Annotated in this window: 10 protein-coding genes and 1 pseudogene; 8 read left to right on the forward strand and 3 right to left on the reverse strand. The window is 41.8% G+C overall.

The features are described 5' to 3' along the window. Positions 1–405: pseudogene (locus V7K25_RS02035) on the reverse strand (hypothetical protein); the annotation flags it as partial. A gap of 150 nt (positions 406–555) precedes the next feature. Here V7K25_RS02035 and V7K25_RS02040 point away from each other — a divergent pair. From V7K25_RS02040 to V7K25_RS02060, 5 genes are all read left to right on the forward strand, one after another. Continuing rightward, the gene (locus tag V7K25_RS02040) at positions 556–1,239 is read left to right on the forward strand and encodes a response regulator transcription factor (RefSeq protein ID WP_335154611.1); all 684 of its coding nucleotides are present in this window, start codon (positions 556–558) and stop codon (positions 1,237–1,239) included. Next, the gene (locus V7K25_RS02045) at positions 1,236–2,765 is read left to right on the forward strand and encodes an ATP-binding protein (protein WP_335154613.1); all 1,530 of its coding nucleotides are present in this window, start codon (positions 1,236–1,238) and stop codon (positions 2,763–2,765) included. Before V7K25_RS02040 ends, V7K25_RS02045 begins: the two co-directional genes overlap by 4 nt. 192 nt (positions 2,766–2,957) lie before the next feature. Further along, positions 2,958–3,428 carry an NADAR family protein gene (locus tag V7K25_RS02050; protein WP_335154615.1) on the forward strand — a complete coding sequence of 157 codons (471 nt, stop codon included), beginning with the start codon at positions 2,958–2,960 and terminating at the stop codon, positions 3,426–3,428. A gap of 661 nt (positions 3,429–4,089) precedes the next feature. Further along, complete coding sequence (locus tag V7K25_RS02055; RefSeq protein ID WP_335154617.1) at positions 4,090–6,822, forward strand: GAF domain-containing sensor histidine kinase; 2,733 nt, start codon at positions 4,090–4,092, stop codon at positions 6,820–6,822. A 627-nt stretch (positions 6,823–7,449) separates the two neighbouring features. Beyond that, the gene (locus V7K25_RS02060; protein WP_335154619.1) at positions 7,450–8,220 is read left to right on the forward strand and encodes a hypothetical protein; all 771 of its coding nucleotides are present in this window, start codon (positions 7,450–7,452) and stop codon (positions 8,218–8,220) included. A gap of 31 nt (positions 8,221–8,251) precedes the next feature. Here the strand turns inward: V7K25_RS02060 and V7K25_RS02065 are convergent, their stop codons facing one another. Continuing rightward, complete coding sequence (locus tag V7K25_RS02065; protein ID WP_335154621.1) at positions 8,252–9,106, reverse strand: phosphate/phosphite/phosphonate ABC transporter substrate-binding protein; 855 nt, start codon at positions 9,104–9,106, stop codon at positions 8,252–8,254. A 177-nt stretch (positions 9,107–9,283) separates the two neighbouring features. On the opposite strand from V7K25_RS02065, the gene V7K25_RS02070 reads away from it, so the two are divergent. Continuing rightward, positions 9,284–10,198, forward strand: coding sequence for a c-type heme family protein (locus tag V7K25_RS02070; protein WP_335154623.1), 915 nt, complete (start codon positions 9,284–9,286; stop codon positions 10,196–10,198). 74 nt (positions 10,199–10,272) lie between these two features. Here V7K25_RS02070 and V7K25_RS02075 read toward each other — a convergent pair whose 3' ends face one another. Further along, positions 10,273–11,652, reverse strand: a complete 1,380-nt coding sequence (locus tag V7K25_RS02075) for a serine/threonine-protein kinase (RefSeq protein WP_335154625.1) — start codon at positions 11,650–11,652, stop codon at positions 10,273–10,275. Positions 11,653–12,185: 533 nt separating this feature from the next. Here V7K25_RS02075 and V7K25_RS02080 point away from each other — a divergent pair. Beyond that, on the forward strand, positions 12,186–12,440 hold the full coding sequence (locus V7K25_RS02080) for a hypothetical protein (protein ID WP_335154627.1): 255 nt from the start codon (positions 12,186–12,188) through the stop codon (positions 12,438–12,440). Between the two features lie 3 nt (positions 12,441–12,443). Then, the gene (gene mltA / locus V7K25_RS02085) at positions 12,444–13,727 is read left to right on the forward strand and encodes a murein transglycosylase A (RefSeq protein ID WP_335154704.1); all 1,284 of its coding nucleotides are present in this window, start codon (positions 12,444–12,446) and stop codon (positions 13,725–13,727) included. The last annotated feature ends 66 nt before the right edge of the window (positions 13,728–13,793 follow it).

The raw sequence follows: 13,793 nt of genomic DNA on the forward strand, positions 1-13,793 counted from the left end.
ATCAGGTCGAGGTGGACGTTGATTGCGATCGCCTGGATTGGGAGGATTAGCAGGAACTCCCAATGCATTCTTTAACTGTTGTTCACTAACTCCTAGCTTTACCGCCGCCGCTTTCAAATCAGGTCGAGGTGGACGTTGATTGCGATCGCCTGGATTGGGAGGATTAGCAGGAACTCCCAATGCATTCTTTAACTGTTGTTCACTAACTCCTAACTTTGCCGCCGCCGCCTTCAAATCAGGTCGAGGTGGTCGCCCCTGTGGATTCGGTGGTTGGTTGGGCGGTAGTTGCGCCTGTGCAATTTGAGAAAATTTACTAGCGGCATTTGCTTGATTGAGTGAAATAAAACCAAATGTGCCAACCAGAACCGGAATCGCTGTTACAACTAGTACTCGACGAATATTCATAAAAATCAACCTTCAAAAGGTAGTGTGTTGATATTTCTAATTAAGCCACCTTAAAATTACAGTCCACATGCTTTCTGAATTACAGTTTTGTAATTTAAGCAGAAAGGTAATGAATCTAGAATGAAGCAATATATGAACTAATAAATACTTGTGAACGTTCTATTTGTCGAAGATGAAGCAAAAATTGCTAACTTTGTCCGGGCCGGATTGAAAGAGCAGGGATTTGTTGTAGACTACTGTGACAACGGTGATGAAGGATATCTGCGAGCATTAGAAAATGAATATGATGCGATCGTACTCGACATTATGGTGCCGGGAAAGGATGGACTATCAATTCTGAAACTCTTGCGGCAGAAAGGTCGAAATGCCCCAGTGATTTTGTTGACGGCTCGGAATGAACTAAACGATCGCTTGGAAGGACTAAATTTAGGGGCCGATGATTACATTGCTAAACCGTTTTTTGTGGAAGAGTTAGCGGCTCGAATTCATGCCGTTGTCCGCCGGAGTGGGAGCGAGCGCCAAAATCTGCTTTGCGTAGGCCCTATCAAACTCGATCGCATCACTAGGGAAGTCACTTGCGATCGCCAAGCCATAGAACTCACCAGCCGCGAGTTTAATCTTCTGGAGTATCTCATGCGCTCTCCCGGAAGAGTTTTCACCCGTACCCAAATCTTAGAACACGTTTGGGGCTACGACTTTAACCCTAACACCAACGTTGTGGATGTTTGTATTCAGCGAATTCGTAAAAAAATTGACCCCATCGATCAAGCAGTCTGGATTGAAAGCATTCGAGGGGTTGGATACCGATTTCGCAAGCCAGATTCTAGCTCATGAAACTCCCTTCGTTTCGCCTCCGAATTGCCCTGTTGTCTGCGGCTCTAGCTGGAAGCACATTAGTCGGCTTTGGCGCAATCTCCTGGTTTCAGATTTACAATGCGAAAATTAGCCGTCTTGATGCAGAACTTTTAAATTACTTGATGCGGGCAACTCCAAACTTGCCTCCCCGCGGGGAACCTCCGGAATTTCTGGACAAAGAAAGCCGACGCTCACAATGGCAATTTTACGAAGATTCATTATCATATTCCTTCGGAAGCAATACAAAAACCCCCATTGCCCTACTGGTGCTTGATCCAAACAACAACATACTTTATCAATCCAATTCCCTATCTACCGACGTTGAGGTAAATCGTTTGCTGCTTAAGCGTCTTCAGTTGATACCTATACCACCACGCCCGCAGAGACAACCACCGCCACCCCCCAATATAAACCCATCTGTTCAGCCACCACCTTTTCTTCGTCCCCGCCCAACTCAATTTGTCACTGAGCAAACAAAAACAGCAGCTTGGCGGATTGGGGCAGCTAAATTTCCTAATGTTCAGGTTGCCATTGCTGTTAATATGCAAGCCGTCAATCAAGAAATGGCAACGATTCAAAATATCTTTCTGATTTCAATTCCGGGAGCGCTTTTGCTGGTTGCGATCGGTGCATGGTTGGTTTCTGGTAGTGCTTTGCGTCCCATCCGGCAATTAACAGATATTATTCAACAGGTAACCGTCAAAGGACTAGATCAACGGATTCCAATTGGGACAACTGATGTGGAATTTGTCGAACTGATTCAAGTATTTAACCAAATGTTGGAACGCTTGGAACGGAGTTTTACCCAAGCTTCTCGTTTTAGTGGTGATGCGGCTCATGAACTGAAAACCCCACTGACTATTTTGCAAGGCGAACTAGAACGAACGCTGCAACAGGTTGATCCTGGAAGTGAAGTGCAACAGCGCTTAAGTAACTTGTTGGATGAGGTGCGCCGCCTGAGTGGAATTATGCGGAAACTCTTGCTGCTATCTCTAGCAGATGCGGGAAAAATGAGTTTGTATTTGGTTGAGGTGGATATGTCTGAGTTACTGATGGAGATGTTAGAAGATGTGGAAATGTTAGCTCCCCACTTGAGTGTACAAACTGATTTCACTGACGGGCTACGGGTACAGGGCGATCGCGATCTTCTCATTCAAGTTTTGCAAAACCTATTCAGTAATGCCATCAAATACAATCTCGCCAACGGCTGGATACAAATTCGCGCTCATCAAATTCAAACAACTCTCTACGTTACCATTGCCAATGCATCCAAAGATATTCCTCTGAGCGATGCCTCCGGCGCACATGAACGTGAACGCGATCGCATTTTTGACCGCTTTTATCGCGGCGATCCGGCTCGAACCCGCAACATAGAAGGCATCGGACTGGGACTGGGCCTAGCTCGTGAAATTGCCCGCGCCCATCATGGCAACCTTACTCTTGACTCAACATCTTTTGGTCAAACAGCATTTACCCTCACCTTACCGATGAAGTTAGAAAATTGAGCGATCGCTAGACCATGCCCAATTCTTAGAGTGAAGTTTGATAATCTTTATAAGGATAATCTTTATAAGCCGTTGGGAAGAATCCCTAGTGATATGAACCGAGAGAAAATCTGTCTGATCAGCTCGATTTTGGGTTGCGAGTGCGATCTTTCAGCTACCCTGAAATTGAATATATAAAAGAGCAATTTTCAAATGACCATTTACTTTTATAAGGTTTGGCAGCCTTATGGCTGTTTTTCTAACTTTTCTCCCCACGAAATCCATATCCAAGGTAGTTACTGGCCAACGGTTGAGCATTATTATCAAGCTCAAAAGTTTGTTGGCAGCACAGATGCGGGAATTATACCACTCATCCATGCTGCCGCAACCCCAGAAGAAGCTGCCGCGTTGGGAAGATGTAGCACTCGCCAACTCCGTCGAGACTGGGATTTGGTCAAAACTGAAATTATGCGAGAAGCTGTCCTCAAAAAGTTTATCACTCATATTGATATTAGAGAAGTTCTCTTGAAGACAGGCGATGAAGTTTTGGTTGAAAACTCCCCAACCGATTCTTTTTGGGGCTGTGGTGCTAATAGAGCCGGTCAAAACTATCTCGGTAAAACCCTCATGAGTGTGCGTGAAGAAATCCGTAACTTATTATCTTTAACGGTAATTTACGAATAATTTAATCAAGATATAGCGATCCTAAATGAGTTGTGAAAATCGAGAGGCTCAGATCCCCGACTTCTTTAAAAAGTCGGGGATCTTGTTGTTCACGAATGATTTAGGACTGCTATAGTTACATTCAACATAAAATCAGTAATTCCACGGAGAATAGTAAAATTCCCCAGCCCAAAATCTTTGAAACAGTTGCCAAGAATTTAGTTATTTCTTTGAAAAAATTTTAATTAATTGCATTGATGAGTAAAAAGAGGGAAAAATATTTTAATTTAACGTAGTTTTTTCAGTAAATAAATTAAGTAAAATTACTGAAATAGTTTAATCATTGTGAATATAAAATTAATAGGTGTTAATGATTAAGATTTTTTTAACTTTAGCTTTGAAAGGGTGTTTTTAAAGTATCTAATGATACAAATAAATAGTTTGATATCTCCCTAAATCCACTTTAGAAGGGTTCGAGAGAACAAGCAAAATATCTGATCCTTTTCAAATATCCTCTAAATCCATTTTCAAAAATATTTGCAACAGATGTACGCCCAGAGCAAACGCATTTGTAGCAGGAATTTTTGGAAATGGCATGAAAATCAAGGCATTGTTAAGTTTAAAATTCCGATCGATGACAATTATAAAAAAAATTATACTTCAGTCATGGTGTATATAGGCAATGACATTTCTCGATAAACCAAAAGGGTTGCAGCAAAGCTTAGACCAAGAAACTTTACTACACCAGATGATAAACCAGATCAGGCGATCGCTTGACCTGCAAGAGATATTAACGACTACCGTTAGCCAGGTGCGTTTATTTTTGGGTGCAGATCGGGTAAAAGTGTATCGTTTTGATAGCGATGGTAGTGGTGAAGTCATTGCTGAATCTATCCATGAGCAACGTCTGCCGTCCTTATTGGGGCAGCGCTTCCCAGCTGATGATATTCCACAAGAAGCTAGGGAGATGTTTCTCTTAGCACAGCAACGTTCCATTGTGGATGTGGCAAATGGAAAGATCGGGTTATCGCCTCTACAGTCAAAAGAAATTGGCAAACGTCTTGAAACTAATATCCACTATCGGCAGGTAGACCCGTGCCATATTCAATACTTAAAGGCAATGGGTGTGCAGTCTTCGTTGATAGTACCAATTTTAGATTGCGATCCACAAGAACAATCGGCAAAGCCTAAATTGTGGGGATTGTTGGTATCTCACCAAAGTGAACCGCGAAAGATTTTGAAGCGAGAACTAAAAGTCTTGCAGCAAGTAGCTGACCAAGTTGCGATCGCGATCGCTCAAAGTAATCTACTCACCGCAGCCCGCGCCAAGCAAGAGCGAGAAGCTAGTATTAACCGAGTTACCACACTATTACATAAACTGCCGACAATCCAATTGCAGGGGGCGCTAGAAGAAGTTATTACTGCCTTCAATGGAACAGGTGGCAGACTTTACATTGAACACAGTCAGGAACTATACACCTGGGGCGATCAACCGACACTCTCCTACGAGTTAGATAACAGTATTATCGAACAGCATCCCATCTGGCAAAACTGGATGGCTGAGTCTAAACAAGGTAATATTTGGGCAACAACTGACCTGTATAAAGAACCACATTTGCGAGTTTTGGCTTTAGCATTCCGTTCTACTCAAATTCGCGGACTTCTGGTGATTCCCCTACATTACCGCGAAAAATTTATCGGTGTATTAAGCATCTTTCGCTGTGAATTTGAAACGGAAATCTTGTGGGCGGGACGATGTGAACAAAATCGGCGGCAACTATTACCACAGCTTTCCTTTGAGCTTTGGCGAGAGCAAAAAAAGGGGCAATCAGTTGAGTGGAAACCAGAAGACATCTCATTAGCGCAAGCCTTGTACGATCATTTCTCAATGGCAATTCAGCAGCAACAGATGTTTAAACAGGTACAAACCCTGAATGCCAACCTAGAACTGCGGGTGCAAGAGCAAACTTATGAACTCGAAAAATCATTACTATTTACCAAAGTACTCAAGCAAGTCACAGAGCATATTCGCCGCACATTAGACTTGCAGACAACTCTGCAATCCATCGTTCGAGAAGTCCGGGCCCTGCTAAACTCAGACCGGGTGGTGATTTTTGAACTTAAGAGGAAATCGGTGATTGTCGAAGAGATTAATGGCAATTGGCAGTCAGTTTTGGGAATAAATGCCCCAGCCGATTGCTTTCCTGATGAGTATAGTTTTCTATATAGTCTGGGCAGAGTCCGGGCAATTAACAACGTTTTGACAGCTTCTTTACATGATTGTCATCGAGAGTTTTTGCAGAGTCTGCAAGTGCAAGCAACCTTAATAGTTCCGATTAATATAGGTCTGGAAGTATGGGGGTTACTAATAGTCCATGAGTGTGAGGCTCCCAGAGATTGGCAGAATGGAGAAATTGATTTATTGCAACAGCTAGGAGATCAGGCTGCGATCGCTATTCAACAAGCACAACTCTACGAACAAACTTGTAATGCAGAAACTGAAGCTAGAAACCAAGCCGCCCAGTTAGAGCATACCCTACATGAACTCCAAGAAACACAGACAAGATTGATTCACACCGAAAAAATGTCCGGCTTAGGACAGTTGGTGGCGGGTGTCGCCCACGAAATCAACAACCCTGTAAACTTTATCTACGCTAACCTCTGCCACGCCAATGATTACACCAGACAACTACTAGAAATTTTACGTCTCTACCAGTTACACTATCCCCACCCTCATAGTGAAATTAGCGCCGCTATCAAAGCGATGGATTTTGAATTTTTGGTAGAAGACCTCCCGAAAATCATGACTTCAATGCAAGTAGGAAGCGATCGCATCCGTTCAATAGTGCTGTCGTTACGCAGTTTTTCTCGCTTGGATGAGGCTGAAAACAAGCGTGTTGACTTGCATGAAGGCATTGACAACACCTTATTGATTCTGCAACATCGGCTCAAAGGTAATGGTGAATTCCCTGGCATTGAGATCATTAAAGACTATGGCAACATACCACGGGTGGAATGCTATGCCGGTCAAATGAATCAGGTATTCATGAATATTATCAGCAATGCTATAGATGCGCTAGAAATGGAGAATGGGAGTAGGAGGGACAAGAAGAATACCCAATACCCAATGCCCACTATCCACATTTCCACTAGAGTCTCAGGAGACGACTCTCGTCTATTAATTCGTATTAGCGACAATGGAGCTGGGATGACTGAAGAGGTTAAAAAGCGGATTTTTGATCCGTTTTACACTACCAAACCTGTGGGTAAGGGTACAGGACTAGGATTGGCAATCAGCTATCAAATAATTGTCGAAAAACATAGTGGAATAATGGAGTGCATTTCAGAACCTGGCAAAGGTACAGAGTTCTGGATTGAAATTCCCGTCACGCCTCTATCCACAATAGATCGCTAAAGCTAGAGGAATCGTTAAAACAATTCGCAATGACGCTCCTACGTCGCTAACGCAATTACGTTTTGTGACGGGGATTTAGACACCGACACAAAACGCGCTGCTTGATAGAAGCAGGGGACTTAACCCCCAAACTTTGTTAACAATTCAAAATTCAAAATTAAAGACATTTCAGACGGAGATTTAAACCCTGACTGAGACAAATGACCAATGACTAAAGTAAAGTTTAGTTGCAAAAAAAATCCTTTCTATCCAGAAGTGATAATTTAATAATAGAAGCTAATAAAGCTTCCCTTGGCAGATAATAACAGCTGCATTTGAAATGTAATAAGAGGTAAAAGACGCTGTTTAACTTAAATCTGTATCGTCAAAATACAACAACACCCAAGGCAAAAACTGCTATTTCCTCAAAAATGGAAGATTAGGGGGCGCTGTAACTAGTTTTTATAACTTGTTTACACAAGCGATGAAAGTTGGTACATCCCTGGCTATGATAAATAATGACAGGAAATAGTTCAGCGAGTAGAGGTTTGGGTGTTGTTGTGTTTAAAGAGAAGTCTGAGATAGGGACTCCTCTTAGTGTAAGATTATACGAAGTTAAATAGTGAAAAATAGTTTAAATAGCGCCTTATGTCAATTATTGCGCTCAGAGCGTGGTATCTACAGGATTACGAGCCGATTCCAGAACTGGAAAAACGTCCGCCAGACATTCGCTTAAGTAAAAAAAGCCTGCTGAGATCAGCCTTACGAGCCGACTTTTTAGAAGAAAGCGACGAAGTTAGGAAATCAACTTGGTTTGGACGCTATCTGGAAGGAGAAAATATTGAATTTTATATTGAAGGTAGTGGTGGCTATTGCGTTGCCAACATTGACTTAATTAGTCATGAAATTTATTTTACTAAACAGGCGCTGTTGGCTCAGTTAGAACCAACGATTTTTTTATCGTATCAAACAGAGTATGCCGCAGCCACAAATGTTTTAAGAGAAGAACTGCGAAAAAGTTTGGACAGTTTAAACAAGCGATCGCGCCTTCCCCTAACATTAGTAGAATCCTCTCGCCCCAGTGATGCGACTGTACGAATTAACCGCACGATCATGCGAAAAATCCGTAAGAGTTTGTTATTTATCGCTGACACCACACCCATTGCTAGTATTGATGGTAAAGAAACTCCCCAAGTAATTCCTAGCCCGAATGTCTGTATTGAGATTGGCTATGCTATCCAAAGTAAGCGGTCTGAACAGATTTTACTAGCCCAGATGCAACGCCCAGACTTTGAAGGGCAATTTCCCTTCGACTTACCGACACAGCAAATTTTGCAATTCCAAGACACCACAGAACTAAATAAAATCCTCACAGAAACGCTTCAAAATCAGCTAGCACGATTTAAATTGTTTTATTGAGCAATTTATAAAAACCTCCTTGAATGAGTATTTAAAATAAGCGAACAGGTTTATTTTGCAGCTTAGAAGTAATGGAATTAACTCGATCAACCACAGAAATCATATATTTATAATCTGGTACTTGTCCATTGGGTATATAACCTACTTCTTCAGCTAAACCTGAAGGCGCATCGCTCATTACTTTACGAATGAACTCTTGACGGTTACGTTCAACATTAGGCCCAATCAAGACCACACCCAAGGGCACATAGTGAGGATCTTTAAATAAAATGCGGAATTGGGTTGAACCCAACTGTGAACCGTAGAGACTCAATTCAGCCTCCGAGACAGCACAGGCGATCGCTTTTCCCTCAGCGACCAATTCCAACGCGGCTTTGGGCGTAGGTGCAAATAGAATTTGTGCTATTGTTGTACCAAAAAGATTGTAAAGGGGGAAATAATATCCTGTTGCTGAACCTAACTGACCTAAAGCGATTGTTTGACCTTGTAGTTGTTTTAAGTCAGATATTGGATTGTCTTTGCGAACAACAAAGATTGAACGCAAATTACTAATACCTATTAAAGGAAACAGAGGAACATATTGGTGACGTGCGATCGCGATCGCTGCTAAACCTGGTGGAGCAAATATTAACGACCAAGCACGAGCCTCAAGGCGCTCAATCGCTTTGTTTTCATTAAAAGCAGGCTCTAGCTGAATTAATGTTTTTGTCTTCTCGCCCAAGTAATTATTAAATTTGGCATATTGCTTAATTATTTGTTCGCCTCCACCATAGTTGATAACACCAATAGTTAATGTGCCCTCAAAGTCCCGTGGTGATTGACAAGCGGCAAATGTCAAACCTAGCAGATTAAACAGAAAAAAACGACGAGGAAATCGCAAAAACATTACTAATTATGCTTCAGGGAATAGCTTGGTCAAGACTAATTTAGATAGGTTTGATTACTGTCTAAATTAGTTATATTACGACAAAACATTAATATTTATTTAAATTTTGTAAGATTATTTCTAACAGGTATAAATAAATATTAGATAAACTCAGATACTGTCTTAGTTGGTTAGGTTATGTTAAACAACATTACGTTAAAAAACTTAAAAATAGGTGCTAAATTTAACTTAATTTTAGTATTAGTTTTCATTATCAGTATTTTGGGTAGTGGCGTTGCCTTATCCAGTGTACTTCAGAGAAGGGCGCAAAATGAAGTGGTTTCCCAAGCGGAGATTCTTATCCAAATGGTAAACGCGGTTCGAAACTATACACAACATCATATAGTTCCCCTATTGGAACCGAGAGTAGAATTAAACTCAACGTTCACGCCTGAAGTAATACCAACTTTTTCCGCTAAAGAGGTTTTTGAAAATTTTCGTAAAGACTCGCAATATAGCAACTTTTTTCATAAAGATGCAACACTTAATCCAACTAATTTAGCAGATAAAGCCGATAATTTTGAAACTCAACTTGTAGAGCGTTTTCGCAACGAACCCAATACTCTAGAAATTACCGGCTTTCGCACCTTGTCAGAAGGCGAAGTATTTTATATTGCACAACCACTTAAGATTACACAGCAGGAATGTCTGCGGTGTCATTCTACACCAGCTCAGGCTCCTAAAAGTCAGTTGGCAGCTTATGGTTCTGAAAATGGTTTTGGCTGGCAGCTAAATGATATTGTTTCTGCCCAAATAGTCTCTGTTCCTTCTGAAGAGATTTTTGCCAATGCCAAACGGACTTGGATATGGATAATGGGACTTTTAATTGCGATCTTTGCGATCGTAGTTTTCGTAATTAACTTTTTAATCAAAAAATATGTGATTAAACGCATCAGAAAAATAGAAAAAATAGCTCAAAAAGTTAGCATTGGTGATATGAATGCTGATTTTGAAGAAAGCTCTAAAGATGAAATTGGCGGATTAGCAGAAGCATTTAATCGGATGAAATCTAGCTTAAAAATAGCTATGGAAATGCTGAATAACCAGAGCTAATAATTCGTAATACTCGCCTCCGGCGAGAAGCAAGCTACGTAATTTATGGAGATAAAAACGCAATGGTTAAAAAATTAAGAAAGTAGGCGTTGCTGAAATTGCAAAGCTTTTTGAGGTTCGGGAATTTGTGATGCTAAAACATTCACAAATTCTGCACGAGAACTTTGCCCAGAAGACCTAACAGCTTTTTGGACTAAGAACCTAGCTATTGGCCCAATTAAATCAGCCAATTCTCGTTCGCACTGATGCACAAAGCTATCGCTGATTACTTGAGGTTCTTGGTTTGGTAAATTATTTGGCTTAAATTCAGATTTAACAGTAAGTTCCTGTAGTGAAGTACGTTTATCTAGTAAAAACCTTGTTTTATTCTTAAAATCAATTTGTTGATTTCCTCGAAGATGAACGCCCAATTGACTAATTAATTCTTCACAGTTGGGCGCTGATGCTGCAACTTGTCGTAGTAATCTTGAGGCAACGGGGCCGACAAATTCCAAAAGAATGGTTTCCAAGCGACTGTAATTTTCCGGTGACAGAATAGAAGTATGCGGATATTTGATTGAGTTTTTTTGAGAAAGTGAAGTTTCAGGCGGTTGTGTAAAAAATGATTCTTGAAGTGATGGCGCTTCTATTTTAGTATCGAGATGCTTAAGCACTTGTAGAACTTCAGCCGCAGACTGATAGCGCTGTTTGAAGTGGTGTAGCACCATCTTAGACAGCACAGATGCCAACCCAGAACTAACGTTAGCTTGATGCTGCCAAGAAATTTCTCCAGTATCTGGGTCTTCCTCAAAGTTTATCGGATTTAACCCCGTCAGCGATTGAATAGCAATAATGCCCAAGGAATAAATATCGCTGTTGGGGCGCGGCTTACCTTGACCCTGTTCTGTAGACATATATCCTGGGGTGCCAATGGCAATAGTAGCCTCCGTGCGCCCTGGAAGTGTAAGCAGTTGAGTTTGGACTTGTTTGACTGCGCCAAAGTCAATTAGCACTAATTGGCCATCTTGTCGCCGCCTAATTATATTGTCCGGCTTGATATCTCGATGGATAACGTTGCGGCTGTGAATAAATTGCAAAATAGCCAACATCTGTTGGAGAAGTTGAATTACTTTCTCTTCTGTCCAAGCTTGATTGGGAGACAGTTCTGCTTTTAGAGTATGCCCTTCAATGAACTCTTGCACCAAGAAGAACTCTTGGTTGTGTTCAAAATAAGCTAAAAGCCGAGGTATCTGGTCATGATTACCCAGTTGTTCTAGTGTTTCTCCCTCACTGGTAAATAGCCGTCTGGCAGTTTCGAGAAATTCAGGGCTACGAGTGATGGGCTTAAGGTGTTTGACAACGCATTTCGGGAATCCTGGTCGGTGGGTGTCTTGTGCTATGTAGGTTTGACCGAATCCACCTTTACCTAAGACCTGGAGAACTTGGTAACGTCCGTCTAATAATTGTCCTAACATTGTGTCACAAGCCTTAAGTCCTCAAATTAATCTTGGCACAACTACCAGCTTTAGTAAGGTTTCTTGAGATAGAAAGTAAGTAGGTAGTGCTGAGATTTGAAGAGTTTTGAGGATTGTACTAAAAGTTCATGACTCCTTAAACTCCAGTTCGGCTTGCTACCATATTATTATTGAAGCTTTAATGATTCCTCAGAAATCGGCAGTGCGGCAACTTTTGAAGTACTTGCTGGTTGAGAGATGAGGGCAACTTCTCCCTGTACAGACCACGATAGTAAAGTTTCATAAATTTTGCCTTTTGAATAACTGAACAATGCCAAGAACTTATCAGAAGTTGATTGAAGAGTTATGCAAGAGCTACAGGAACTGGTTAAAGGATTAGGCGTCTACACTGAAGAGTCATTGGGGATTGGGCATTGGTGATTCTCTTTGTCCCGTTGTCCCCCTTACTTCCAACCTCCCGTATGCTTACCCTTTTCATTCGGGGGTTACGTGGTTAACAATGGGTTGAATGTTTTTTAAATAATTCAACTCTTATGGCTAGAACACCAAATGAATATTCCGTATACCTCCTACTGGAAAGCGGCCACCGAGAAGAAGTACGTTTTCCTACTATTCAAGAGTTTCAGAAGTGGTATAGCGGCGAACTTGTGCCAAAATCTGCTTCAAATGACTTTATTAGCGTGCCGATCAAAAATATTCAAGGGGAATATATGGTAGTAAGACCTTCCCGAGTTGTGGCAATCCGGGTAGAACCCGTTTTTAGTTCTAGTGTTGAAAGATTCAACTAAATGATGAGAAAAACCTTTGCTTTGCTTTCCTTAAGTCTGGGAATTGCTTTTGTAAACCCTCTCTGGTCGGCTGTTGCTCAGGTTCCTAACTTCCTGCCGTTACCAGTACCCATAGCTCCTGATCTTCCACCTCAGCCAGTACCGATTACTCCTGAGATAACGCCACCGCTAAAACCAATTGCTATCGAACCCGATTGTAGGTTCCAGCAGACTTGCTTGGGTTGGGATGAGCAAATTTGGGGTCAAAGGGGTAAGATAGGCGTTGGCGCTTCGCCCACCGGAGGCGATCGCAACGCGCTGTTGGCTTCCATTGATAACAGTCTGGTTTATCTAACAAAAAGTGAGGCGATCGCAGCATATCAAAATTATCCGATGAAGGAAATTACCCTTGATCGTGTCCGCCGAAGTTTGCTACGCTTCCGCCAACTGGTTATCAGTTCTAAGTCAGCAGCGCAATTACAAGCTGCTGTCAGCCGAGAGTTTGTCTTTTACCAGTCTGTAGGTAACGATGGCAAAGGTACTGTTAAGTTCACTGCTTACTACGAACCTGTTTACACCGCCAGCCGTGTCAGGACTGCAATATATAAATATCCTCTTTATCGGCTACCACCTAATTTTAGCCAATGGCGCAAACCCCACCCAAAACGAATTGATTTGGAAGGGAAGGATGGTTTAAAAGGGAATAAGAGCAAATTACACGGTTTAGAACTGCTTTGGTTCCGCGATCGCTTAGACGCATACATGGTACATATCCAAGGTTCTGCCCAAATTAAGTTAACTAATGGCAAAACAACGTCAGTTGGCTATGCAGGTGGAACTGATTACCCTTGGACTAGTATCGGCAAAGAACTAGCCAAAGATGGGAAACTTCCACTATCAGGATTGACAATGCCACGGATGATTAGTTACTTCCGACAAAAGCCTCAGGAGTTGAGTAATTATCTACCACGCTGGGAACGATTTATTTTCTTCCAAGAAACAGGCGGTAGACCCGCTACTGGCAGTATTCATGTGCCAGTAACAGCAGAACGTTCCATTGCTACAGATAAGTCTCTCATGCCACCGGGAGCGCTAGCTCTGATTTATAACTCATTTCCCTATCCTGCTGGTGGTGGCAAACTAGAGAGGCGTACTGTCAGCCGCTTTGTGCTTGACCAAGATACAGGAAGCGCCATCAAAGGCCCAGGCAGGGTAGATTATTTCATGGGGTCTGGTAAACTAGCAGGCGATCGCGCTGGCATCACAGGCGGTAATGGTTCACTATATTATTTGCTGCTTAAAGAATAAAGTTAGGAGTACAGACGCGATTAATCGCGTCTGTACAAGAGTTAGGAGTTATTAATTCAAAACTCA

Source organism: Nostoc sp., assembly GCF_036919495.1.
In the GTDB taxonomy this organism is placed as follows: domain Bacteria; phylum Cyanobacteriota; class Cyanobacteriia; order Cyanobacteriales; family Nostocaceae; genus Nostoc.

Coding starts and splice junctions, on each gene's coding strand:
- V7K25_RS02065 (WP_335154621.1), bottom strand. CDS start 9,106: ATGTTTTTGCGATTTCCTCGTCGTTTTTTTCTGTTTAATCTGCTAGGT.
- V7K25_RS02070 (WP_335154623.1), top strand. CDS start 9,284: ATGTTAAACAACATTACGTTAAAAAACTTAAAAATAGGTGCTAAATTT.
- V7K25_RS02060 (WP_335154619.1), top strand. CDS start 7,450: ATGTCAATTATTGCGCTCAGAGCGTGGTATCTACAGGATTACGAGCCG.
- mltA (WP_335154704.1), top strand. CDS start 12,444: ATGAGAAAAACCTTTGCTTTGCTTTCCTTAAGTCTGGGAATTGCTTTT.
- V7K25_RS02045 (WP_335154613.1), top strand. CDS start 1,236: ATGAAACTCCCTTCGTTTCGCCTCCGAATTGCCCTGTTGTCTGCGGCT.
- V7K25_RS02075 (WP_335154625.1), bottom strand. CDS start 11,652: ATGTTAGGACAATTATTAGACGGACGTTACCAAGTTCTCCAGGTCTTA.
- V7K25_RS02080 (WP_335154627.1), top strand. CDS start 12,186: ATGGCTAGAACACCAAATGAATATTCCGTATACCTCCTACTGGAAAGC.
- V7K25_RS02050 (WP_335154615.1), top strand. CDS start 2,958: ATGACCATTTACTTTTATAAGGTTTGGCAGCCTTATGGCTGTTTTTCT.
- V7K25_RS02055 (WP_335154617.1), top strand. CDS start 4,090: ATGACATTTCTCGATAAACCAAAAGGGTTGCAGCAAAGCTTAGACCAA.